At 58.7% G+C, this 18459-nt stretch carries 29 protein-coding genes; 18 read left to right on the top strand and 11 right to left on the bottom strand.

All coding sequences use genetic code 11. From position 1 onward, the window contains the following. Window positions 1-5 precede the first annotated feature (5 nt). Window positions 6-2063 carry a DNA cytosine methyltransferase gene (locus FW800_RS05080; protein WP_446437122.1) on the bottom strand — a complete coding sequence of 686 codons (2058 nt, stop codon included), beginning with the start codon at window positions 2061-2063 and terminating at the stop codon, window positions 6-8. 47 nt (window positions 2064-2110) lie between these two features. On the opposite strand from FW800_RS05080, the gene FW800_RS05075 reads away from it, so the two are divergent. Beyond that, window positions 2111-2668, top strand: a complete 558-nt coding sequence (locus tag FW800_RS05075; RefSeq protein ID WP_169918289.1) for a hypothetical protein — start codon at window positions 2111-2113, stop codon at window positions 2666-2668. A 103-nt stretch (window positions 2669-2771) separates the two neighbouring features. After that, window positions 2772-3002: a hypothetical protein gene (locus FW800_RS05070; protein WP_169918290.1), complete on the top strand. Its 231-nt coding sequence runs from the start codon at window positions 2772-2774 to the stop codon at window positions 3000-3002. A 10-nt stretch (window positions 3003-3012) separates the two neighbouring features. Here the strand turns inward: FW800_RS05070 and FW800_RS05065 are convergent, their stop codons facing one another. The 8 genes from FW800_RS05065 to FW800_RS05030 all read right to left on the bottom strand — a co-directional run bounded on the left by FW800_RS05065 (window position 3013) and on the right by FW800_RS05030 (window position 7156). Continuing rightward, window positions 3013-3648 carry a hypothetical protein gene (locus FW800_RS05065; RefSeq protein WP_446437121.1) on the bottom strand — a complete coding sequence of 212 codons (636 nt, stop codon included), beginning with the start codon at window positions 3646-3648 and terminating at the stop codon, window positions 3013-3015. Window positions 3649-3740: 92 nt separating this feature from the next. After that, on the bottom strand, window positions 3741-4163 hold the full coding sequence (locus FW800_RS05060; RefSeq protein ID WP_446437120.1) for a hypothetical protein: 423 nt from the start codon (window positions 4161-4163) through the stop codon (window positions 3741-3743). A 57-nt stretch (window positions 4164-4220) separates the two neighbouring features. Next, a complete protein-coding gene (locus FW800_RS05055; RefSeq protein WP_446437119.1) occupies window positions 4221-4586 on the bottom strand; it encodes a hypothetical protein in 366 nt (121 codons plus the stop codon). 81 nt (window positions 4587-4667) lie between these two features. Continuing rightward, window positions 4668-4982, bottom strand: a complete 315-nt coding sequence (locus FW800_RS05050) for a hypothetical protein (RefSeq protein WP_446437118.1) — start codon at window positions 4980-4982, stop codon at window positions 4668-4670. Beyond that, a complete protein-coding gene (locus tag FW800_RS05045) occupies window positions 4979-5341 on the bottom strand; it encodes a hypothetical protein (RefSeq protein WP_446437117.1) in 363 nt (120 codons plus the stop codon). Before FW800_RS05045 ends, FW800_RS05050 begins: the two co-directional genes overlap by 4 nt. 168 nt (window positions 5342-5509) lie before the next feature. Beyond that, window positions 5510-5653, bottom strand: a complete 144-nt coding sequence (locus FW800_RS05040; protein WP_228309439.1) for a hypothetical protein — start codon at window positions 5651-5653, stop codon at window positions 5510-5512. Between the two features lie 101 nt (window positions 5654-5754). Continuing rightward, entirely contained in the window at window positions 5755-6138 is a 384-nt protein-coding gene (locus tag FW800_RS05035) for a LuxR C-terminal-related transcriptional regulator (RefSeq protein ID WP_446437116.1), read from the bottom strand. 376 nt (window positions 6139-6514) lie between these two features. Continuing rightward, window positions 6515-7156 (bottom strand): S24 family peptidase, encoded by a 642-nt coding sequence (locus FW800_RS05030; protein WP_198863357.1) that lies wholly within the window; start codon window positions 7154-7156, stop codon window positions 6515-6517. Window positions 7157-7355: 199 nt separating this feature from the next. On the opposite strand from FW800_RS05030, the gene FW800_RS05025 reads away from it, so the two are divergent. Further along, window positions 7356-7592 (top strand): hypothetical protein, encoded by a 237-nt coding sequence (locus tag FW800_RS05025; RefSeq protein ID WP_034134188.1) that lies wholly within the window; start codon window positions 7356-7358, stop codon window positions 7590-7592. 187 nt (window positions 7593-7779) lie between these two features. Here FW800_RS05025 and FW800_RS05020 read toward each other — a convergent pair whose 3' ends face one another. Next, window positions 7780-8013, bottom strand: a complete 234-nt coding sequence (locus FW800_RS05020; protein ID WP_446437115.1) for a hypothetical protein — start codon at window positions 8011-8013, stop codon at window positions 7780-7782. Window positions 8014-8149: 136 nt separating this feature from the next. Here FW800_RS05020 and FW800_RS05015 point away from each other — a divergent pair, with 136 nt between their 5' ends. The 11 genes from FW800_RS05015 to FW800_RS04965 all read left to right on the top strand — a co-directional run bounded on the left by FW800_RS05015 (window position 8150) and on the right by FW800_RS04965 (window position 14226). Then, window positions 8150-8374 carry a hypothetical protein gene (locus FW800_RS05015; RefSeq protein ID WP_446437114.1) on the top strand — a complete coding sequence of 75 codons (225 nt, stop codon included), beginning with the start codon at window positions 8150-8152 and terminating at the stop codon, window positions 8372-8374. Further along, on the top strand, window positions 8371-9078 hold the full coding sequence (locus FW800_RS05010; protein WP_446437113.1) for a helix-turn-helix domain-containing protein: 708 nt from the start codon (window positions 8371-8373) through the stop codon (window positions 9076-9078). The genes FW800_RS05015 and FW800_RS05010 overlap by 4 nt, the downstream gene beginning before the upstream one ends. Beyond that, entirely contained in the window at window positions 9071-10441 is a 1371-nt protein-coding gene (gene dnaB, locus FW800_RS05005) for a replicative DNA helicase (RefSeq protein ID WP_446437112.1), read from the top strand. Before FW800_RS05010 ends, dnaB begins: the two co-directional genes overlap by 8 nt. Beyond that, complete coding sequence (locus tag FW800_RS05000) at window positions 10441-10650, top strand: hypothetical protein (RefSeq protein ID WP_034117627.1); 210 nt, start codon at window positions 10441-10443, stop codon at window positions 10648-10650. Before dnaB ends, FW800_RS05000 begins: the two co-directional genes overlap by 1 nt. Continuing rightward, entirely contained in the window at window positions 10647-11942 is a 1296-nt protein-coding gene (locus FW800_RS04995; protein WP_446437111.1) for a tyrosine-type recombinase/integrase, read from the top strand. Before FW800_RS05000 ends, FW800_RS04995 begins: the two co-directional genes overlap by 4 nt. A 2-nt stretch (window positions 11943-11944) precedes the next feature. Next, the gene (locus FW800_RS04990) at window positions 11945-12148 is read left to right on the top strand and encodes a hypothetical protein (protein ID WP_446437110.1); all 204 of its coding nucleotides are present in this window, start codon (window positions 11945-11947) and stop codon (window positions 12146-12148) included. Continuing rightward, window positions 12145-12465: a hypothetical protein gene (locus FW800_RS04985; RefSeq protein WP_262020266.1), complete on the top strand. Its 321-nt coding sequence runs from the start codon at window positions 12145-12147 to the stop codon at window positions 12463-12465. Before FW800_RS04990 ends, FW800_RS04985 begins: the two co-directional genes overlap by 4 nt. Window positions 12466-12468: 3 nt before the next feature. Next, on the top strand, window positions 12469-12822 hold the full coding sequence (locus FW800_RS04980; protein ID WP_032903592.1) for an antiterminator Q family protein: 354 nt from the start codon (window positions 12469-12471) through the stop codon (window positions 12820-12822). A 324-nt stretch (window positions 12823-13146) separates the two neighbouring features. Further along, a complete protein-coding gene (locus FW800_RS04975) occupies window positions 13147-13464 on the top strand; it encodes a phage holin, lambda family (protein WP_446437194.1) in 318 nt (105 codons plus the stop codon). Continuing rightward, window positions 13461-13847 carry a hypothetical protein gene (locus tag FW800_RS04970; RefSeq protein ID WP_446437109.1) on the top strand — a complete coding sequence of 129 codons (387 nt, stop codon included), beginning with the start codon at window positions 13461-13463 and terminating at the stop codon, window positions 13845-13847. The genes FW800_RS04975 and FW800_RS04970 overlap by 4 nt, the downstream gene beginning before the upstream one ends. A gap of 202 nt (window positions 13848-14049) precedes the next feature. Next, window positions 14050-14226 (top strand): hypothetical protein, encoded by a 177-nt coding sequence (locus tag FW800_RS04965; RefSeq protein ID WP_446437108.1) that lies wholly within the window; start codon window positions 14050-14052, stop codon window positions 14224-14226. A gap of 13 nt (window positions 14227-14239) precedes the next feature. On the opposite strand, the gene FW800_RS04960 is transcribed toward FW800_RS04965, so the two are convergent. Further along, window positions 14240-14422 carry a hypothetical protein gene (locus FW800_RS04960; protein ID WP_446437107.1) on the bottom strand — a complete coding sequence of 61 codons (183 nt, stop codon included), beginning with the start codon at window positions 14420-14422 and terminating at the stop codon, window positions 14240-14242. Between the two features lie 33 nt (window positions 14423-14455). Between FW800_RS04960 and FW800_RS04955 the strand changes: the two genes are divergently transcribed. From FW800_RS04955 to FW800_RS04940, 4 genes are all read left to right on the top strand, one after another. Beyond that, entirely contained in the window at window positions 14456-14773 is a 318-nt protein-coding gene (locus FW800_RS04955; RefSeq protein WP_446437106.1) for an HNH endonuclease, read from the top strand. 175 nt (window positions 14774-14948) lie between these two features. Beyond that, on the top strand, window positions 14949-15356 hold the full coding sequence (locus tag FW800_RS04950) for a hypothetical protein (protein WP_446437105.1): 408 nt from the start codon (window positions 14949-14951) through the stop codon (window positions 15354-15356). 2 nt (window positions 15357-15358) lie between these two features. Then, window positions 15359-17050, top strand: a complete 1692-nt coding sequence (locus FW800_RS04945) for a terminase large subunit (RefSeq protein WP_248135666.1) — start codon at window positions 15359-15361, stop codon at window positions 17048-17050. Next, window positions 17050-18450, top strand: coding sequence for a phage portal protein (locus tag FW800_RS04940; protein ID WP_248135665.1), 1401 nt, complete (start codon window positions 17050-17052; stop codon window positions 18448-18450). The genes FW800_RS04945 and FW800_RS04940 overlap by 1 nt, the downstream gene beginning before the upstream one ends. Window positions 18451-18459: the final 9 nt, after the last annotated feature.

The following is an 18459-nucleotide window of genomic DNA, read 5'->3' as shown; positions in this document are numbered from 1 at the left end:
GGGAGTTATGCGGCGCGTGCTTGGCGTTGTTCGGCGCGCCATGGATCATTGCCCCGAGCCAGTGCTGCCATCGGCGGCGGGCTGACGCTGTTGCCGCACATGTGAACCTGCTGAGTCTTGGTGAACGGCTTGCCGTCAGCACCGTGGCTGATGATGTAGTCGGCAGGGAAGCCCTGAGCCTTGTACAGCTCCGACGGTTTCAGCATCCGTAGGCGGATGTCGACGATCACATAGGGCGTGCCTTTGACCATAACGGTGACCATGGCCAGGCGGTCTTTGGTGGTGATCGTCGGCGCTGGCGAATCACAAGCGCTAATGTTCTCCGTGCCGTAGTAGCTGATCAGGAACGCAGCGACCCGCAGGGCACCGGCTTCGTGCTCAGGCGATAGCGTGAGCGACACCAGTGAGCTCTTGCCGCCACCACCTGCAGTGATGGTCGGCGCCGGTTCTTCGAGGCCTTGGCCCACGCTGCCGCCGAACGCCCGTTCCATGAATGCGCTGGCCAACCCGTGGTGCTGGCCGCCGGCGCTGATGGTGTGCAGCGGATCATTTACGTCCCGGGCATCGCAGTTGCCACGCAAGTGCACCAGGTTCGCCGCCACCAGCTGCTGCTGGCTGCCGGTGTTGGTCACAGTGGTCATCGGGTCTTCGATGCTCTTGGCGACGGTGGTGTTGAAGCCGCCGTTCATCTGGGCCATGAATACTGTGGAGATGCCCATGGCGTGCGCGGCACCGGCCGGGCGCTGATAGTTGCCGCCGCTGGTGATGGTCGGCAGTGGTTCGTCCAGCGCCTTGCCCGCGTCATTGAAGCGGAACTTCACCAGGTGCGCCGCTGCGAGAGCGTGCTTCACGCCGCCGGCGACTACGGTTCCCAGAGGTTGATCCAGCCCAGGTACGCGCGGTTCCTGACCCGGTCGCTCACCGTACCCCGACTGAATCAACGTGGGGCTGATCAGTGTCAGCTCGCCGCGGTTCGCGCAGGTCACGGTCGGCAGAGGCTCAAGCGGATCATTGATGCGGTCGCTGCCCTGGTGTGTTGCCGGTGCAATGATCGGGCTGACCACCGAGAAGGCACCGCCCTTGGGGTAGGAGGTGATGGTGCGCAGGGGCTCTTCGGCTGACTGCACTGCCTCGCCGGACCAGTTGGCAATCGGCACAATGAACGGCGCCGCGCTATCGATGACGAACTTCTTCATTCCCTTGGCAACACGTCGTAGGGTGGCCGGTGCCAGGTCCTTCTTGCGGCCGAAAATACTTTTGCCCAGGTCGGTGAAGTCGATGCAGTCAGCGGCTGTTTTCCACTTCTGCTGGCCTTTGGCGGGGTTCTTGGCGTGGGTCGGCTCCGGCCACACAATTGGCTGGCCGTCGCACCGGGCAATCATGAAAAGGCGTTCCCTGCTGGTCGGTGCGCCAAAGTCGCAGGCCTTGATCACCTTCCACTCAACGATATAGCCCATGCCCTCGAGCAGGGCCACGAAGCGGCGCCAGGTCCGGCCGCGCTGTTTTGGGTCGGGAATTAGGAACTGCTGGCCAACCGGCACGACCTCACCAGGTGCCGCAACGTCGCCGCCGAGTTTCACCACGCGGCCGGTGGCCTTGTCGCGCTTGGCGATCAGGCGGCCCCATTGCAGGATCTGCTTCACGTTCTCTAGGCTGATTACCCGGGGCCGTTTCATGCCAGCCCACTTGAGGCCGATCCACGATAAGTTGCGGATCTCACGCTTGCGCGGTTGGCCGCCGGCGGCCTGGCTGTGGTGCGTGCAGTCCGGTGACATGTGGAACCAGCCGACTGCCTTGCCGCCGCATTCGGTGTCCGGGTCACCCTCGAACACGTCGGTGGTGAAGTGCTTGGCGCCTGGGTGATTCACGGTGTGCATGCTGATCGCTTGCGGGCTGTGGTTCTTCGCCACGTTCACCGCACGGCCCAGGCCAATCTCCAGGCCGGTACCGGCGCCACCACCGCCACAGAAGAAGTCGACAACGATCTCATCGTCCTGTGGGTTGAAGCCGAGTCCGTATTGGGTTTTGAAATCGAAGGGGTGTTTCTTCTGTTGTGCGGACATAGGGGATCCTCGCCGGTATAGTTCCGGGATCTACAGGGGAGTGGGTCATGGAATCTTTGACGGTATGGGAAGCTTTTTTGAAGTGGGTGGAAGTACACCCAGGACTGGCATCATGGGTGCAAGCCTTTGGGTCGATAGTTGCAATTGCCGTTGCAATTCGACTTTCAGGAAGCGAGAGGCGTTATAAATCTGTACTGGATAAAAGAGCCCGCGTTGATGCTATAGAGCGCTCGATTCAGGCAAGTCAATTTGCGTTGAATATAACCACAAACACGCTCGAGTTTTTTACGTGCAACTCAATTGCGCGAAGCATGATCCCTCGATTTATTCGAGTCATCGATCAGGCATCGAACTATGTCGATGAGTCCCGCGCGAGCCAATCAGTGGACAGTCAAATTTCAGCAGCGATGATGGAAGTGAAGAACGCCCTGGTCGACATTAGAAGCCTCACATCTGCTTGGGCAGATAATGAAGAAGATGACTATTCCCACGAGCTTGAGTTTTTCAACGCAAACATCAGAAGAATTACGAACGCAATTATCAATCTTTTGGAGATGAAGGCTGACGCTCTGAGAAGACTTAAGTGGTGGTGGCCTTCTGACTAGAGAGTTTAGGCGAGTAAATCGTGCGACTGCTCGCCGGCTGGCGTAATTCGTTGATATGGGGTATTACGGGTGACCGGCATGGAGCCGGATCAGGGAGACAGATATGAGCCAGAAGACCCGTATCAAATTCACCATTGGTGAGCTAGATCCAGCGCAGCCCAATTTACAAATGTGGTTTCAAGACTCAGTCGACGGTCTGCCCGATAACCCTCCGGTTTTTGAGTTGCCGCCTGGGACGAGCATGGAGCAGGCTGAGGAAATCGCTAAATTTCTGAACAAGACACTTATCTCTTTCAGATTATTTTCTGGTGAGTCATTCGCTCAAAGCCGATAGCATTGGTTGCTCAGGCGGCTGGTTGTTCGGCGATGAAGTAGTCCCAGGCTGCTTTATCGCCTTGGGCTACGTACCACTTCAGTTCCTCGCCCTCTTCCTTATCAGTGACCGAACCGCCGTACTGGGCGCCGGGGAAGGTGAACAGCCCTTTGTTGCCGCACCATGGATAACCACCGGTGAACTCGGTGAAGGTAACGCCGGGGCGCTCTGCTACTACCCGAACCTTGAATTCTTCGAATCTTGCATTGCGTGCCGCGACCTCGGCTTCGTGCCCTGACTTGCAGTCCGCAGAGCAGTAGACCACGCGACCGTCGAACACCAGGTTCAGTGAAATATCGGTTTCGGTCTCGTCATCCCAATAGCTGGCATCACTGTCGCACCTGGCGCCGCAATGGTTACAGCCGAACCACCACCCAGCGTCAATGTAAGCCTCCGCCGGGATAAAGCGCTGGCCCGCATACTGGTCAGCCCAATGCGCGCGCCGGCAGGACACCGCACCGAAGTCTGTGCCAATCTCATCCGCACCCTGGCGCCGCGCTGCGGCGTTCGAGGTGGCGAACTGGATGTTGGATTCTTCGGGGTCGTTGGTCTCTACGGAGTAGGCCAGCACCTTACGCGATGCCGGAACGACTTTTGGCTTGGTCATGGATTATCTCCAGTCAGGCGCCGCCCTCCGGTGGCCGGTGGTGGCAATTTGGTTTGGGTTGGGGTATTACGGGTGACCGGCAGGGCGTTGGCTCAGGCGGCTACGGCGTCTTCGAACTTGATCAGTAGGCTGCGGGTGTCGTTGGTGCAGCCGTCTTCTTTGACGCAGTACATGGCCGGGGTGTGCTCGTAGATCCGTGTGATCACGCCTTGTTTGACCCTGGTGCCAATAGGCAGCGGCGGCTCGGGCTTGAACTCTTCAGCCCACGCTTTAACCGCCAGGTCTTCGGCCCGATCTACGAGATAGTCGACCTCGTCCAGCGCATCCATGTCATCCCGCGTAGTGTCCCAGGACGCATACTTATCAAGCTCCTTTGCCAACTCAAAGCCGTCCATGTGGCGGCGGTAATGCTGGGCGATGGTTTCGGCGTCCCCATTGATCTTTTCAGCAACAACGGTGCAAGCCGCGAGGATCATTGCTTTATCGGCCTTCGGGCGCGGAGGAATGTTGCTCATAGATTATCTCCAGTCAGGCGCCGCCCTCCGGTTACCGGATGCAGCGAGTAGGGTGGGTTACGCTGGTGTTTCGATTTCGTCGTCTGGCTCGGGTGGGTCGTCGGCGAGCGACTTCAGGCCCGCCGCCTTGATGATCTGCGACACCTTTTCAGTTACTACAAAAGGTGTCGTGACACACTTGAGCATCTGCGCTTGAGTTTCGAAGTCTGCGGCGATCAGATTAATGATCAGCCGCTGGTGAATGTCCTGCTGGTTGTTGATGCCGTGGGCCTTCATCACCTTGCGAAGATCGCCCTTGAACACCCCGGCCACTTCAACCGTAAACTTCTCGACGCCCAATGCAGCGTCCTTCGCTGCTGCCTTCTCGCGCTTGCGTCGCTGCTTCAGCGCTTCCGCCGTCGGCTGCTGTTCTTCCTCGGCCATGGCCTACCTCTTCGATTTCATGTGCTGGCAAATCAAGCCATGCCTTGCGCCGGCGTTGTCGCACCTGGTTGTTGATGCGCCTCATGGGGTGTCGGCGAACTTGAAGCCGTTCTCCTGGGCGATCAGCGTCACGCGCTTGATGTGCATACCCAGGTTCTTCGCTGCCACGCTGGCTACGACGCCCTTTGCTGCTTCGGCGCGTACGGACGGTGCGAGCTTGTCGCGTTCTTTGCGCAGGCGTTCGTGGTGCGCCGTGGTGCCGTTGTAGGGACCGTCAACACCAACACCGTTCGGGATGACCTGGGCTTTCTTGCCAGAGCCGAAGAACGCTTCCATCTGCTGGTTCAGCTCGTCGATTATCGAGCGCCGTGGATCCGGCATTGGTTCGCCGATCATGGCTGCGCACCGTAATAGGCGAACAACACAAGCAGCGCCGAGAAGCCGGCCGTCCAGCGCACCATTCGCCATCCGAAGCGCTTCGACGTGGCCGTGACTGCGCTGAAAAAGTCAGCGTTGCGCTCGAGCTGATCGGCGTACTGGCAAGCACCGTCGTGGCCGGTACGTGCACCGCGGGAAACGCCCGTGGAGCGCTCCACCACATCGAACAGGTTCTTGCCGAGCGGCACCACGTTGAAGCGCGGCACCTTCACTGGCTGTTCGCGACCGATCTTCATGTACATCTCCGAAGTGGAAAGCGAAACACGTTCCCGCAGGGCCTGCAGAACGGCTTGGCTTTGTTGGATGGCTGGGTTCATGCCGACTCCTTGGTTGTGGTTGCGTTTATTCGTCAGCACCCTGACCGCCTGGTATGTACCGGTGGGCCCAGGGGAGGGTGCTGACGGATAAAGGCGCGCGCAAAAGAAAGGCCCGTTGGACGTTCGGGCCATTCTCGGATGCAGTAGTTTGAGTTTTGGGCGGGACCGTTAGCGCCAGAACGCCGCGACCCCGGTGGTACATCGCCAGGCCTCGCGGTGGTGGCGCACTTGATCGCCTGGCACGCTTGAGAGCACTCGAGGTTCTGGCCTCTCGAAACTCAGCGTGGCACCGATCAGGATCAGTAGGAGCATGGTGTTCTCCAGTGGGTGGTTGATGCAGGTGGCCGCATAGCGGTATTGGTCGTCCGCATCCCGCTGTCCACTCAGTGAATGGGCAGAAGTGATGCTTTCGATTACGCGGTGAGGCTTGGCCGTTCCGCCTGGCGCAGCACTCGAACCTGGGCTGTGCGCCGCTCTGGTGCCCGGCGGTCACGGCGCATGGCGTCATCACCGATCATTGCGTGCATGGCGATCAAGGCCGCCAAGGTGAAGCACATCGGCGAGATGATCTGACGGCGCATGGCCTCGGCGACCGCCGCTGTCTGGCGGGTCACGCCGAGCTTGAACATGGCGCAGGAAAGCCGCTTGGCCACGGTGCAGGCCGCCACGTCGAATTGGCGGGCAATCTCCTTGGCTGTCTTGCCTTGGGCAGTGCCCAGCAGGTACTGAACTTCCTTTGGCGCAAGGCCGCGTCCGAGATGACCCTTCCATGCGCCGCTGACGATTGTTGCGTCCATCAATGTGACTCCCGGTTGGTTTCCGAAAGCGCCCGATACAGGCGCTGACGTGAAATCTTCTGGTGTCGCTTGCCGGCTTCCCGCTACTGGCGCTGCCGCCGGCCCCATCGAATTGTTCGTCCAGCCGCGGGCCTTTCGGCTTGTTCTCCCGCTGGATAACTCGTCTTGGCGATTTACGCTGCACGCCCGGGTCAGTTGCCAACCCTCTGAACCGTTGAGGCCGGTTCATCGCTGCCTTCCATCTGGCCGGTTGTTATCCGGCGATGGAGTGAATTTAGCCCCAAGCTAAATATCAGTCAATAGCTCAGAGCTAAATAAATTTAGCCGCGTGCAAAAAAGCCCGCTCATGGCGGGCTCCTTTATTTAGCTGTGAGTGCTATCGGGCGTACATTCCCCACCAGAACACATGGCCTAGAATGCTGATCTGCTCGTCCTGTAGCTTTTGATAGCTGTAATCCTCGTCCGGGTGTTCGTCTCGATTGAAGCTGCGCATTCGCAAACCCGTGGGTAGCCGATAGAGCTGTTTAACGCGCAGCTGCCCATTATGGTTGATGGCGTACAAGTCTCCGTCGACGACGTCACCAAGGCCCGTACAAGCGGTGTTCACGCCGACAATAGCGCCATCTCGCAGAACTGGGATCATGCTATTCCCGCGGACCGTTACGCATCTCGCTTTATCGAACTGCACACCATTTTGACGCAGGCTGCGCTTATCAAAACGAAGGCTTGATTTCTCGCCCTCCTCGATAACAAAGCGCCCGGAGCCGGCGGCGAGTTCGACTTCACGCAGATAGGGAACTGAGATTTCATCATTCTCTATAGGGGTTCCGTCGTCCCATAGTCGCATCTCGTTTAGCCCTGAGTGACCAGGCTCTTCAGCTCCCCCCGTACTGCCCTGTAGCGAATCGAACCAGCCGGAATCGAGTCCTTCCAAGCGCTCTATCCGGCGCGCGACGTCATCGCCCAGGTTCTTGGGTGTTTTATTGGAAAGTACCTGACTGAGGTGGGCAGGGTTCATTTCCCAGCGCGCTGCGCAGGAGGCTTTCTTCTGCTTACCGATGAGGGTCCGCAGATTTTGTTTTCTGATTTCGTAGATATCCATGCACGAAAGATTGCCACCATTTAGCGCATTGCTAAATATGCTCACAGCTAAATTATCCTTGCTGAAAATGTAGCCCTAAGCTAAATTCCTCTTCATATTAAACGGAGAGGCACCTATGAATGACCATCTGCGTGGATGGCTCGCCCAAAAGTCTGCTGAAGAGCGCGAGCTGATCGCCAAAAAGGCGGGGACCACAGTTGGTCACCTCAGACAGCTGGCGGGCGGCCATCGTCAAGCTTCTGCCGAGCTCGCTGAGCGTCTACAGGACGCTTCTTCCGGTGAAATCACCATCGCTGGGCTCAGGCCCGATCTGGTGCCGCTAGCGCGGAAGGTATTGCTCGGCGCTGCGTAAATGTTGGGCCAATTATCTACTCAGCAACAGGGCAGCGTCAGTCCTCTGGATCAGCTGTTAATTCATACAGTGCATAGGAAGGGAATAGAGATGGACGACAAGGCGAGTGATTTAAGTTTTCCGGTCAATGGAGGCCCAGACGAGCACGCCGCCTGGGTTTCCAAGGTTATTGGGAGCGATCCGCTGTTCAGGGCTTACGAGCGGCCTCCAGCCCCGTTAACAGCGAGCTTAGCGCGGATTGGTGCTCGCCTTGACCGCCTTGCAACTTTGGCTCTTCGGGCATTGAAGTTTGAAGGCGTTCTGCTGCGGCTTTCAGAGCATCCAGGTCGGCGCCATGTACCGATCCAAGAGCCTTCCCAATCAGCACCAATGCAGCAGACAACCCCATCTCATAAGGGGTGAGAACTCGGCTTTCAGTCATGTCTGGTCTCCGTGACCTTTTCGTGTGGAAGCAAAAAGCTACCACGGATGCGCCGGACACCCATAACGCCTGAATCGCAGGCATAAAAAAACCGCCTGGCAGGGCGGCTTAGTACAGCTGTATTTCGAGGTGAATAATGATCAATAAAGCTCCCGCAGTCAATAGTTCGAGGGATGTCGCGACACTTTCCGACACCTCTGAAAACGTGTCACGACACCTCACCAAAAATCAATCCGCCGCGATGGATGCCGCCTTGATGATCAGCGGCCAGTACTCGCACGCATCTAAATCCAAATTTCGCCGGGAATGCCTCAGTCACCTGAAAGCATCCCTGGCACCTGCCCAGGATGTTTCCGCATGAGCACCATCATCATGAGCCTGTGCTGGCCGTTGCAAGGCATGAGCGGCCCGCAGAAGGCTGTCCTGATATCGCTGGCTGACAACGCAAACGACGAGGGTGTTTGCTGGCCTTCTATTGCTCGCATCGCTGAGCGCACTTGCTTGGGCGAGCGCACTGTTCAGTCTGCAATTAAGTGGCTTGGCACGTCCGGGATTCTGTCGTTCCGTGAGCGCATGGGACGTTCGACGATGTATACCCTTACCCCCGCAGCATACGCACCCCCGCAGGAGATGCACCCCGCAGCAGATGCACCACCACCCCCGCAGGAGCAGCGTACCCCCCCCGCAGCAGCCGCACCCAGAACCGTAATAGAACCATCAAGTGAACCGTCACCTTCTCGAGCTGATGCAAATCCGTCGAAAGCCTCGAAGCCGAAATGCCCAACTCAGGCCATCGTCGATCTGTTCAACGAAACCCTTCCTGGGCTTCCTCGGGTAGTGATGATCACAAAGAGCCGTGTGGCCACGCTTAACGCCCGTTGGAATGAGAGTGTGGTTCACCAGGATCTAGATTTCTGGTCGGACTTTTTCAAGTTGGTTGCCGCTAGCCCCTTCCTGATGGGCCAGACAGAAGGGCGAAACAGCAAGCCGTTCCGCGCAGTGTTTGACTGGCTCATCGCGCCTGGCAATTTTGTGAAGGTCATCGAGGGTAATTTCAATGCGTGATCCATACAGCCTTGAAGCCGAGCACGGTGTGCTAGGGGCGATGTTCCTGCGTCCCGAGTTGATCGACTTGCTCAGCGCCGACCTGGCGGTCGAGGATTTTTACTACGAGGACAACGCCGCCATCTATCGCGGCATACTGGATTTGCACGGCTCGGGTCAGCCTGTTGATATCGTGACTATCGGCGCACATGTCGGTGACCTACCTTGCGGCTCTCCAGCCTTCGCATACGCCGCCGATATCGCCCGTAACACTCCAAGCGTTGCGAACGCCGCCTCCTACGCCGGCACCGTACGCGAGCGCAGCCTGGATAGATCGCTGCTTGAGCTGAGCGTTCGGATCAACGATATCGCTTATGGCGACCAGTCCACGGCGGACAAGGTCGCTGCCGTTCAGGCCGAAGCCCAGGCGGTCGATAGCCAGTCGGCCACATCCGAGGTGATCAAGGCAGAGGACATCTTGGATGACTACATCGAGGTTCTTCAGGCCCGCGCCGACCGGGGTGACGAGATTGACGGGCTATCCACCGGTATTCCCGACTTGGATGAAAAGCTCCAGGGTCTCAAGCCTGGCCAACTGATCATCATCGCGGGCCGTCCTGCCATGGGGAAAACCACCCTGGCCATGAACATCGCGTCCAACGCCGCCATTCGTGAGGGTAAGAGCGTGATGGCGTTCAGTCTCGAAATGGATAACACCGGCCTGATGGACCGCTTCATGGCGTCTGAAGGGCGCATACCCCTGCACTTGATCAAGAACGGGAAGGCTCCCCACAGCCACGGCGCCGAGCTGATGAGTGCGGCCGGCAAGCTTAAGCACTCCAGTCTGTACCTGTCGGACCGCGCATCAATGTCGATGAACCGGATGCGGGCGGCTGCGCGCCGTCACAAACGCCGGTACGGACTGGATCTTATGGTGATCGATTACCTGCAATTGATCGAATCCGACTCGCGCACATTCAGCCGAGAGCAGGAAGTCAGCCACATGACCCGCACCGCGAAACTGATGGCTCGCGAACTGGGCATCCCGGTGATTCTGCTCAGCCAGCTCTCGCGTGAGTGCGAAAAACGCCCCAACAAGCGCCCAATGTGCTCTGACCTGCGCGAATCCGGCGCCATTGAGCAAGACGCCGACATCATCTTGTTCGTCTACCGCGACGAGGTTTACCACGAGCATTCCGAAGCGAAGGGCATTGCCGAAATCATCATTGGCAAGGGCCGTGACATCGCCGGTGGCACCGTGCGTGCTGCCTTCCTCGGGCAGTACAGCCGATTTGAACAACTGGCTGCTGGATGGGTTGAGCCGTCCAAGCCTGCAAAGGTCACCAGCATGGCTGACCGCTACAAACAAAAGGATCAATTCTAATGGCAGATCCCCGCCTTGCGGTTCCGAAGCCTGACCTGTACCGCTACGCGGTGTTTTGCTGTTCATCCAAGATAGACCTGGGGAGTGCACCAGATCATGCGCTAGCGCTCTTTTTTGATAGGGCCATGGCAGTTCGATACGGCGGCCAGATGTGGCCGTCGACGTTTGAGGTTATCGACCTCCTTAATCCGGAGGAGGGCGCGTTTTGAACACCCAAATCAAAACCCTGACGGTGAAGCTGTCAGATGCCGAGATTGCCCGCAATGCCAAGCTTGAGCATGTGCGTGATCTGCGGGACGCCGGCCACCCGGCGCTGCACTTCCGTTTCGCCAAGAACCGCACGCGCGGCTCCTGGTATCTGCTCAACAAGCGCCAATGGCACCGCATCGGTGGCTTTCCCGACCTGAGCACCAAGCAGGTTATCGCGGCCTTGCCGGCGGTACGTCTGCGCGTTGCTGCCGACGGCGCGGCCAGTGTGTCCGGCTGGGTAACCGTGGGTGAGCTGCTCGACTGGTTTTCTGAGCGTATGGCCAAGTCGCGCGCGCTTTCGGACAAGCGCCGAGCCGCGATCAAGTCCGCGATCAGCTGCCAGCTCAAGCCGCGCCTTGATGATTTGCTGATCAGCGACGTAAACGCCCAGACCTTGGACAAGCTGCTGATGTGGCCGGCCCAGGCGGAACTGTCGCTGTCGTATGTGCAGCAGCTGTTTCGCCTTGTCGCCATGGCCTTCCGTCAGGCGCGCAAGCTCGACCTGATCCCCGTCAATCCCTTGGCAGAACTCAAATTCAGTCATTTCACCACGGCGCGCATCCAGCCCAAACCGGCCCGCCTGCGCGACGTTCAGCTGCCCGATCTGGTGACGTTGCTGACTGAGCGTTTCGACAGCGCACCAGGTGACGCCGTGCTGGCCTTGATGATGCTGTGCCACGGCACCCGGATCGGCGAAACCCGCCAGGCGCGGTGGGCTGACATTGCACTGCCAGAGCGCGAGTGGTTCCTGCCTGCCGAACACACCAAGACCAAGACCGAGCTGCGCGTGCCACTGACCGACCAAGTATGCGCGTTGCTGCGCCGCTACCGTGACCGCCAGACCGCCCAGGGATACGAAGGGGCCTTCCTGTTCCCGTCACGCCGTGGCAAGCCGCTCAGCGACAACCAGGCAAGTGCGGTATTCACACGGCTAGGGCAGGGCGCCTGGACCAGTCACGACCTGCGCAAGGTGGCCCGCACTGCCTGGACTGACCTTGGCGTCGACGGGCACATCGGCGAGATGCTGCTCAACCACTCCCTGGGCAAGATCGCCTCCACCTACATCAACACCCAGGCCAAAGAGCAGCGCCGCCTGGCTCTGGTGAAGTGGCACAACTGGTTAGATGAGCGTGGCTTCAAGGCGATTCACGAGCAGACAGGCGTTAGATATGAAGATTCGCAAAACCTCGTAGACGCCTTGAACGGCGGGGCCTGCGAGCCGGAACCACAATTTGTTAACGGCGAGGTTTAGAAATGATGATTTTGCTCGAAAGGCGCACCGGCCTCGCCGTGAATTCCGCCGATGTCAGTTCGATGGTGACCCGCAGTTCGAACGGCTGGCAGGTGCTCGACGTGAAGATGTCGACGGGTGATCGGCACCTGGTCAGGCACACCGCCCATTGTTCAGACGGTGACGACATCTACGCGCTGTACAAGCAGCTGCTGGAGGCCAAATGAAGAAGTCCCACGGCCCAGCTTTCCGCCGCACCTTGATACCTCTGGAGCACTGCAAGTCTTGCAAGGGAAAGGCAGTGATTCAAGGTCTCTTCCATCACCTGGATTGCATCGACTGCCATGCCTCGGGCTGGGTCCGGGCGGATGGCGGTGAGCCGCTTTCGCTTCAGGACTTGGTGACCCAATTGAGTTTCAACCTGAATGCAGCCCAGGACATGTTTCTGGCGAGTAAGAGCGACCTGAAACCGGTGGGCCTTCTCAACTATTACGACCAGAACAATCGCCGCGGCGCCGGCGGCACTAACTTTACAGGGGATTGAGCCATGGCCTTCACACCGAGCTTTAGAGAGCGTACTGCCGAGGATCTGCTTGAGCATTGGGGCCGCTGGGTTGTACTGGGCTCCGGCGTGTCGTGCTGCGCCTCCCGCGAGAACACCGTGCTGTCGCCAATGATCACCGACGACGATGCCTTGATGATCGATGGCTTGATGGGGCGGCTGCTCAAGCGTTACCCCGAATGCGGGCAGGTGCTGATGAAGTACTACACCAGGCTCGACAGCTCCTTAATGGAGGTTGGTAAGAAGATGGGCTTCGGGGAAGAGAAGACGCGGCAGCTCTGGAAGGCGGGTGTTGCGTGGATTGATGGAGCTTTAGATATTCGTCGTCAGGCTGCTTGACAGGCCCGGGGACGATATATAGATTTAAGTTACTTTGCGGTTTTTCCGCGAGCAAAGCCCGACCCTAGAGTTGGGCTTTTTGCTTTCTGGAGATGATCAAAGCCCGGCGGCAACGTGCAGGGGTAACAGTCAGCGTGGGGACTGGGGGGAAACGCCACGACAGAGACCTGACAGGGTCTCCATCTCCACCCACATTGAGCCTCGGCATTTGCCGGGGCTTTTTCGTTTTCGGCTCCACCACACCCATCGCGCTGAGCTGGGAGTGCTGCTGGAGCCGGACCTATCACGCTCCCCCAAAGGGAGGACTGCCGGATGTCCTCGAACATGCCTGAGAAAAACCCCGACTTTTGGGCCCAGGTCTGGCTGGTCCTCTCGAATCCACTGTGGCAGGGCGCAATCATGGCCTTCACGATCACGCTATTGCGCGTGCTGTACGCCGCAAAAGAGCCTAACTACTGGCGCACCTTGTTTGAAGCGCTGTTGTGTGGGGCCTTGAGCCTGTCAGCCAGCAGCATTATTGAGTGGATGGAATGGCCGCCGAGCCTGTCAGTGGCTGCCGGCGGTGCCATCGGCTTCATTGGTGTGACAGCGATCCGCGACCTGATCATCAGGTTCCTGGGCAGAAAGGCGGACTCAGCATGAAGGCGATAGCAGTGGCAATCATCGTCGCCCTGGTTGGCCTGTTGCTCGTCGGCATCCAGCAGATGCGTGTCGAGGATCTGCGCGCAGAGAAGCGCATTGAATCCCAGGCCAAGGATGAGGCGGTCAAGGCCAACAACGAAAGCCAGGCCACCATCACCACGCTGCGCGCCGAAGCACTTCGCAACGCGGCGTACACCGCAGACCTGGCACAGCGCATCAAGGCCAGCGAGAAGAAAGCCGAGAAGGCGAGGAAAGACTTTGAAGAACTCAAGCGCAACAGCAAGCCTGTTCGTGACTGGGCTGCTCAGCCTCTTCCTGACGGCCTGCGCGGCAAAGCCGGCGGTAGTAACAAAGACTCAGGCCGTAAGAATCGAAGCCCCTGAGCTGATCCCGTGCGAACGGGTCGATCAGGATGAGGCAGGCCTTCGCTTCAATGGCGATGTGTGGGAACTGAAGGACAAGGCCATCAAGTTGCTGGATACCTGCGCTGACCAAGTGGACGCCCAGATCGTCCGCAGCCAGAGCAAGTAATCCGCGCCACGTTTTCGAATGCGCCAAATCGTGGCGCGCATCAAGGATCACACCATGAGCACAGTAAGCGCCGAGTACTACCAGATCAAAGGGATGGTCAGTGACATGCCAGCGGATGAGCAGGCCGAGGTTGCACGCGTTGAGGCGTTGGTAGTTGAACTGGCCAAGTCATCGAAGCCGGCCTGCCTCGGCGTGATCCTGGCCTCGATCAAGATTTCGCTGGAGGTGTGACCATGGACCTTGGTTACAGCAACACGGTTTGCCGCGGTGATTGGCGGCTCGGTACTGCCTGCGGCAAGTGTGCTCGCTGCATCATCACAAACCCCGCACCGCCACCAGCACCGCCACCCATGCGCACGCCACGGCCCGCATCGATCATACCAAGCATCGGCTCTATGCTGGTGGTCCTGGTGTTCATCGCGGGCATGGCAGTAGGCGCCAAGATGGCAGGAGGTTGGTGATGGCAAAGATATCCAGCCTCAAGCCCAGGCTGACGCCGGTCACTACCCGCAAGGTCTCGTCGGTTGCTGAGGCCGCCGGCGCTGATAGCTGGGGCATGGGCCGAGGGGGTAGGCCATGGCGCCGAAAGCGTGAAGCGATCCTGATCCGTGACAACTACACCTGTCGGGTGTGCGGGCTGACCACCAAGGACCTTGAGGTAGACCACATCATCAATATCGCCCAGGGCGGCACCGATGACGATGGCAACCTCCAAGCGCTATGCATCCCATGCCACAAAGCCAAGACCGCGCTCGAGTCGACTGCGCAGCGGTGCTGATTGGTGGTGCTGCACATCAATGGCGTGCCACATGGCGCCAGTGACGTGCCACAGCGGGCCACTGGCGTGCCACAAGGGGGGAGGGAGGGTCTAAAGTTCACGACCTTTTGTCTCGGACACCACTCCCCCTCTCACGCGTAGATTTTCTCCCACTTTTGAAAAAGGAATTCAGCAAATGGCAGGCGTTAAAGGCAAGAGCGGGGGCGCTCGCCCCAACTCTGGCGGCGCGCGGCCTGGTGCTGGAAGGAAAAAGAAGGTCGAGCCGGAATCAGCAAATTCCTCGGCGGTCTCTGTGGAGTTTGAGGCACAACCTCACGGCGGCGCGTTGAAGCGCGAGAGGGCGGTGCCGGTGCCAGCGCCTGAGATGGATATGCTGGTCCTGCTGACCAAGATTGCGCTCGGTCAACTCGACGCGAGCCCCATTCAGGTTAGGGCAGCCATCGCAGCAGTCCAATACACCCACGTCAAAAAAGCGGAGGGCGGCAAGAAGGACGGGAAGCAGAAGGCGGCTGAAGAGGCTGCTGGAAAATTCAACCGGCAGGCCCCGCCCAAATTAGTAGCAGCTAACGGTAAGCAGGTTTAACTATGGAATGGTCGACCGCATGTCCTGAATGGGAGCAGCGCCTGATCGACCATAAATCGATTATCCCTCCTCCGATTTTCGTAGAAGAAGCGGAGCGTGCACTTCAAATATTCAAGGAGTTGCGCGTTCCAGATCTGCCGGGCAAGCCAAGGATGGCCGACTGTTGCGATGAGTGGGTACTCGACTACGTTCGCTGCATCTTCGGCGCTTACGATGCTGAGACCGGCAAGCAAATGATCCGCGAGTTCGGCTTACTGATCAGCAAGAAGAACACGAAGAGCACCATCGCAGCCGGCATCATGCTCACTGCCTTGATTCTCTGCTGGCGTGAGGAAGAGGAGCATCTGATTCTGGCGCCGACCAAGGAGGTTGCGGACAACGCTTTCAAGCCAGCTGCCGGGATGGTTCGCGCTGATGAAGAGCTTTCAGCGATGTTCCACATCCAGGAACACACCAGGACCATCACGGACCGAACCACCCTGAACTCATTGAAGGTCGTTGCGGCTGACACTGACACCGTTTCCGGCAAGAAGTCGGGCAAGGTGCTGGTCGATGAGCTTTGGGTGTTTGGCAAGCGCGCAAATGCCGAGTCGATGTTCATGGAGGCCCTAGGCGGACAGATCTCCCGCGAAGAGGGATGGGTCATCTATCTCACCACTCAAAGTGATGAGCCGCCGGCAGGGGTTTTCAAGGAGCGCCTGAGTTACTGGCGCGATGTTCGTGATGGAAAGGTTGTGGATTGCAAGACGCTGGGGGTTCTTTACGAGTTCCCGGTCCGGATGGTCGCTAACAAGCAATACCTGAATCCAGAAAACTTCTACATCACCAACCCGAACATCGGGCGCTCCGTGAGTGCGGAGTGGCTAGAAGACCAGCTCAAGAAAAGGCTGGGCACTTCAGATGGATCCCTGCAGAAGTTCCTGGCCAAGCATCTGAATATCGAAATTGGTCTGAACTTAAGGACCGACCGGTGGGCGGGGGCTGATCACTGGGAAGCCGCCGGCGACAAGTCGCTCACCTTTGATGAGTTGCTGCGGCGCTCCGAGGTGATTGTGGTAGGTATCGATGGCGGCGGCCTTGATGACTTGTTGGGCCTGAGTTTGATTGGCCGCGAGCGTGAAACTCGGCGCTGGTTGCACTGGGCGCACGCCTGGGCCCACCAGATCGCACTCGACCGCCGCAAGGATATCGTTTCAAACCTGCGCGACTTCGAAGCTGATGGCGATCTGACCATTGTCGAGCGGCCAGGTGATGATGTCCTGCAGGTCGCAGATATCATCTGCGAAGTCCGGGACGCTGGATTACTGCCTGACAAGCAGGCAATAGGCGTCGATGCGGCCGGTATCGGCGATATCGTTGACGAGCTCACCACTGAAGATCGCGGCATTACCATGGAGCAGATTGTTTCTATCTCCCAGGGCTGGCGACTCAACGGCGCAATCAAAACCACAGAGCGCAAGGTTGCGGGCGGCGAGTTTGTGCACGGTGGCACGCGGCTCATGGCCTGGTGCGTCGGCAACGCCAGAACTGTTGCGGTTGGCAACGCGATAGCGATCAACAAACAGGTGAGCGGGTCGGCAAAGATTGACCCGCTCATGGCTACCTTCGACGCAACAACGCTCATAGCGCTGAACCCGGTGGGTTGCGGTGATCTACAGGGCTTTTTCGACAATCCAATTATGGTGGGGCTTTGATGGCGCGCGAAAAGAAACCCGGGCGAATCAAGGCCACTCTTCAAAATTGGCTTGGTGTGCCCATCGGCTTAAAGGATGGTTCGTTCTGGCAGGAGTGGTTCGGAAGTTCAGTCAGTGGACAGCACGTATCGGTTGATAAAGCCATGCAGCTGTCCACGGTATGGGCCTGCGTGCGTTTGCTTTCGGAATCGGTATCTACGTTGCCGCTGAAGCTTTACCGGCGCCTGCCTGATGGCTCAAGGGCGCCAGCTACTGATCATCCGCTTTATCGGCTGCTATGCCGGGTGCCGAACGCAGAAATGACCCCTCAACGCTTCATGCTGTTGGTGGTGGCCAGCATCTGCCTACGCGGGAACGCGTTCGTTGAAAAGAAGATGCTTGCGGGCCGGATCATCGCCCTGGTACCGCTGTTGCCGCAGTGCATGCGGGTCAAACGCGAGGAAAATGGCCGACTCAAGTACACGTACACCGAGAACGGAGTTGAGCGCGACATCCCCGAAAAATCCCTGATGCATATCCGCGGCTTTGGCCTGGATGGCGTGTGCGGGATGCTGCCCGTGACCACAGGCAAGGAGATATTCGGTTCTGCAATGGCGGTAGAAGAGGCAGCCGCGAAGGTGTTTGCCCAGGGTATGCAGGCCTCCGGGATACTCTCCAGCGACAAGACGCTAACCCCGGCGCAGCGCGAGCAGTTGCGAAGCAGTCTCGGTTCCTTCATGGGCTCCAAGAACGCCGGCAAGATCATGGTGGCCGAGGCTGGGCTCAAGTACCAGGGGATCACAATGAACCCCGAAGCCTCGCAAATGCTTGAGTCGCGATCGTTCAGCATTGAAGAGATGTGCCGGTGGTTCCGGGTGCCGCCCTTTATGGTCGGGCACATGGACAAGCAATCCAGCTGGGCCAGTTCGGTAGAAGCGCAAAACCTGCACTTCCTTACCAACAGTCTGCGCCCGCTACTGGTGAACATCGAACAGGAAATCACCCGGTGCTTGATCGGTGAGGCTGATGCTGACGAGTTCTTCGCTGAGTTTGCGGTAGAAGGCCTACTGCGCGCTGACAGCGCCGGGCGCGGCGCCTGGTACAACACAGCTCTGCAAAACGGCTGGATGTCCCGCAACGAAGTGCGGCGCCTGGAAAACATGGCTCCAATCCCAGGTGGCGATACCTTCACTGTTCAGTCGGCGCTTGTGCCGCTTGACCAACTCGGCAAACAGTCAGCCGGAATGTCGCCGGCGGCTACCGCCTTCATGTTGCGCATCACTGCGGCAAATCAGAGCGGGGACAAGGAAGCCATCAAGGAAGCCTTCGACTTGGCTAACAAGGCGCTCGATGCCGGAAACCCGGACGGGCCAATGATGGCCCACGCACTGATATCACTACCGCGGCTCCTCGCCGCCTGATCCTGGAGT

This window comes from Pseudomonas sp. 910_23, assembly GCF_052850795.1.
Note: the sequence above shows the minus strand (reverse complement) of the source record. Positions and strands in the feature narration are given on the sequence as shown.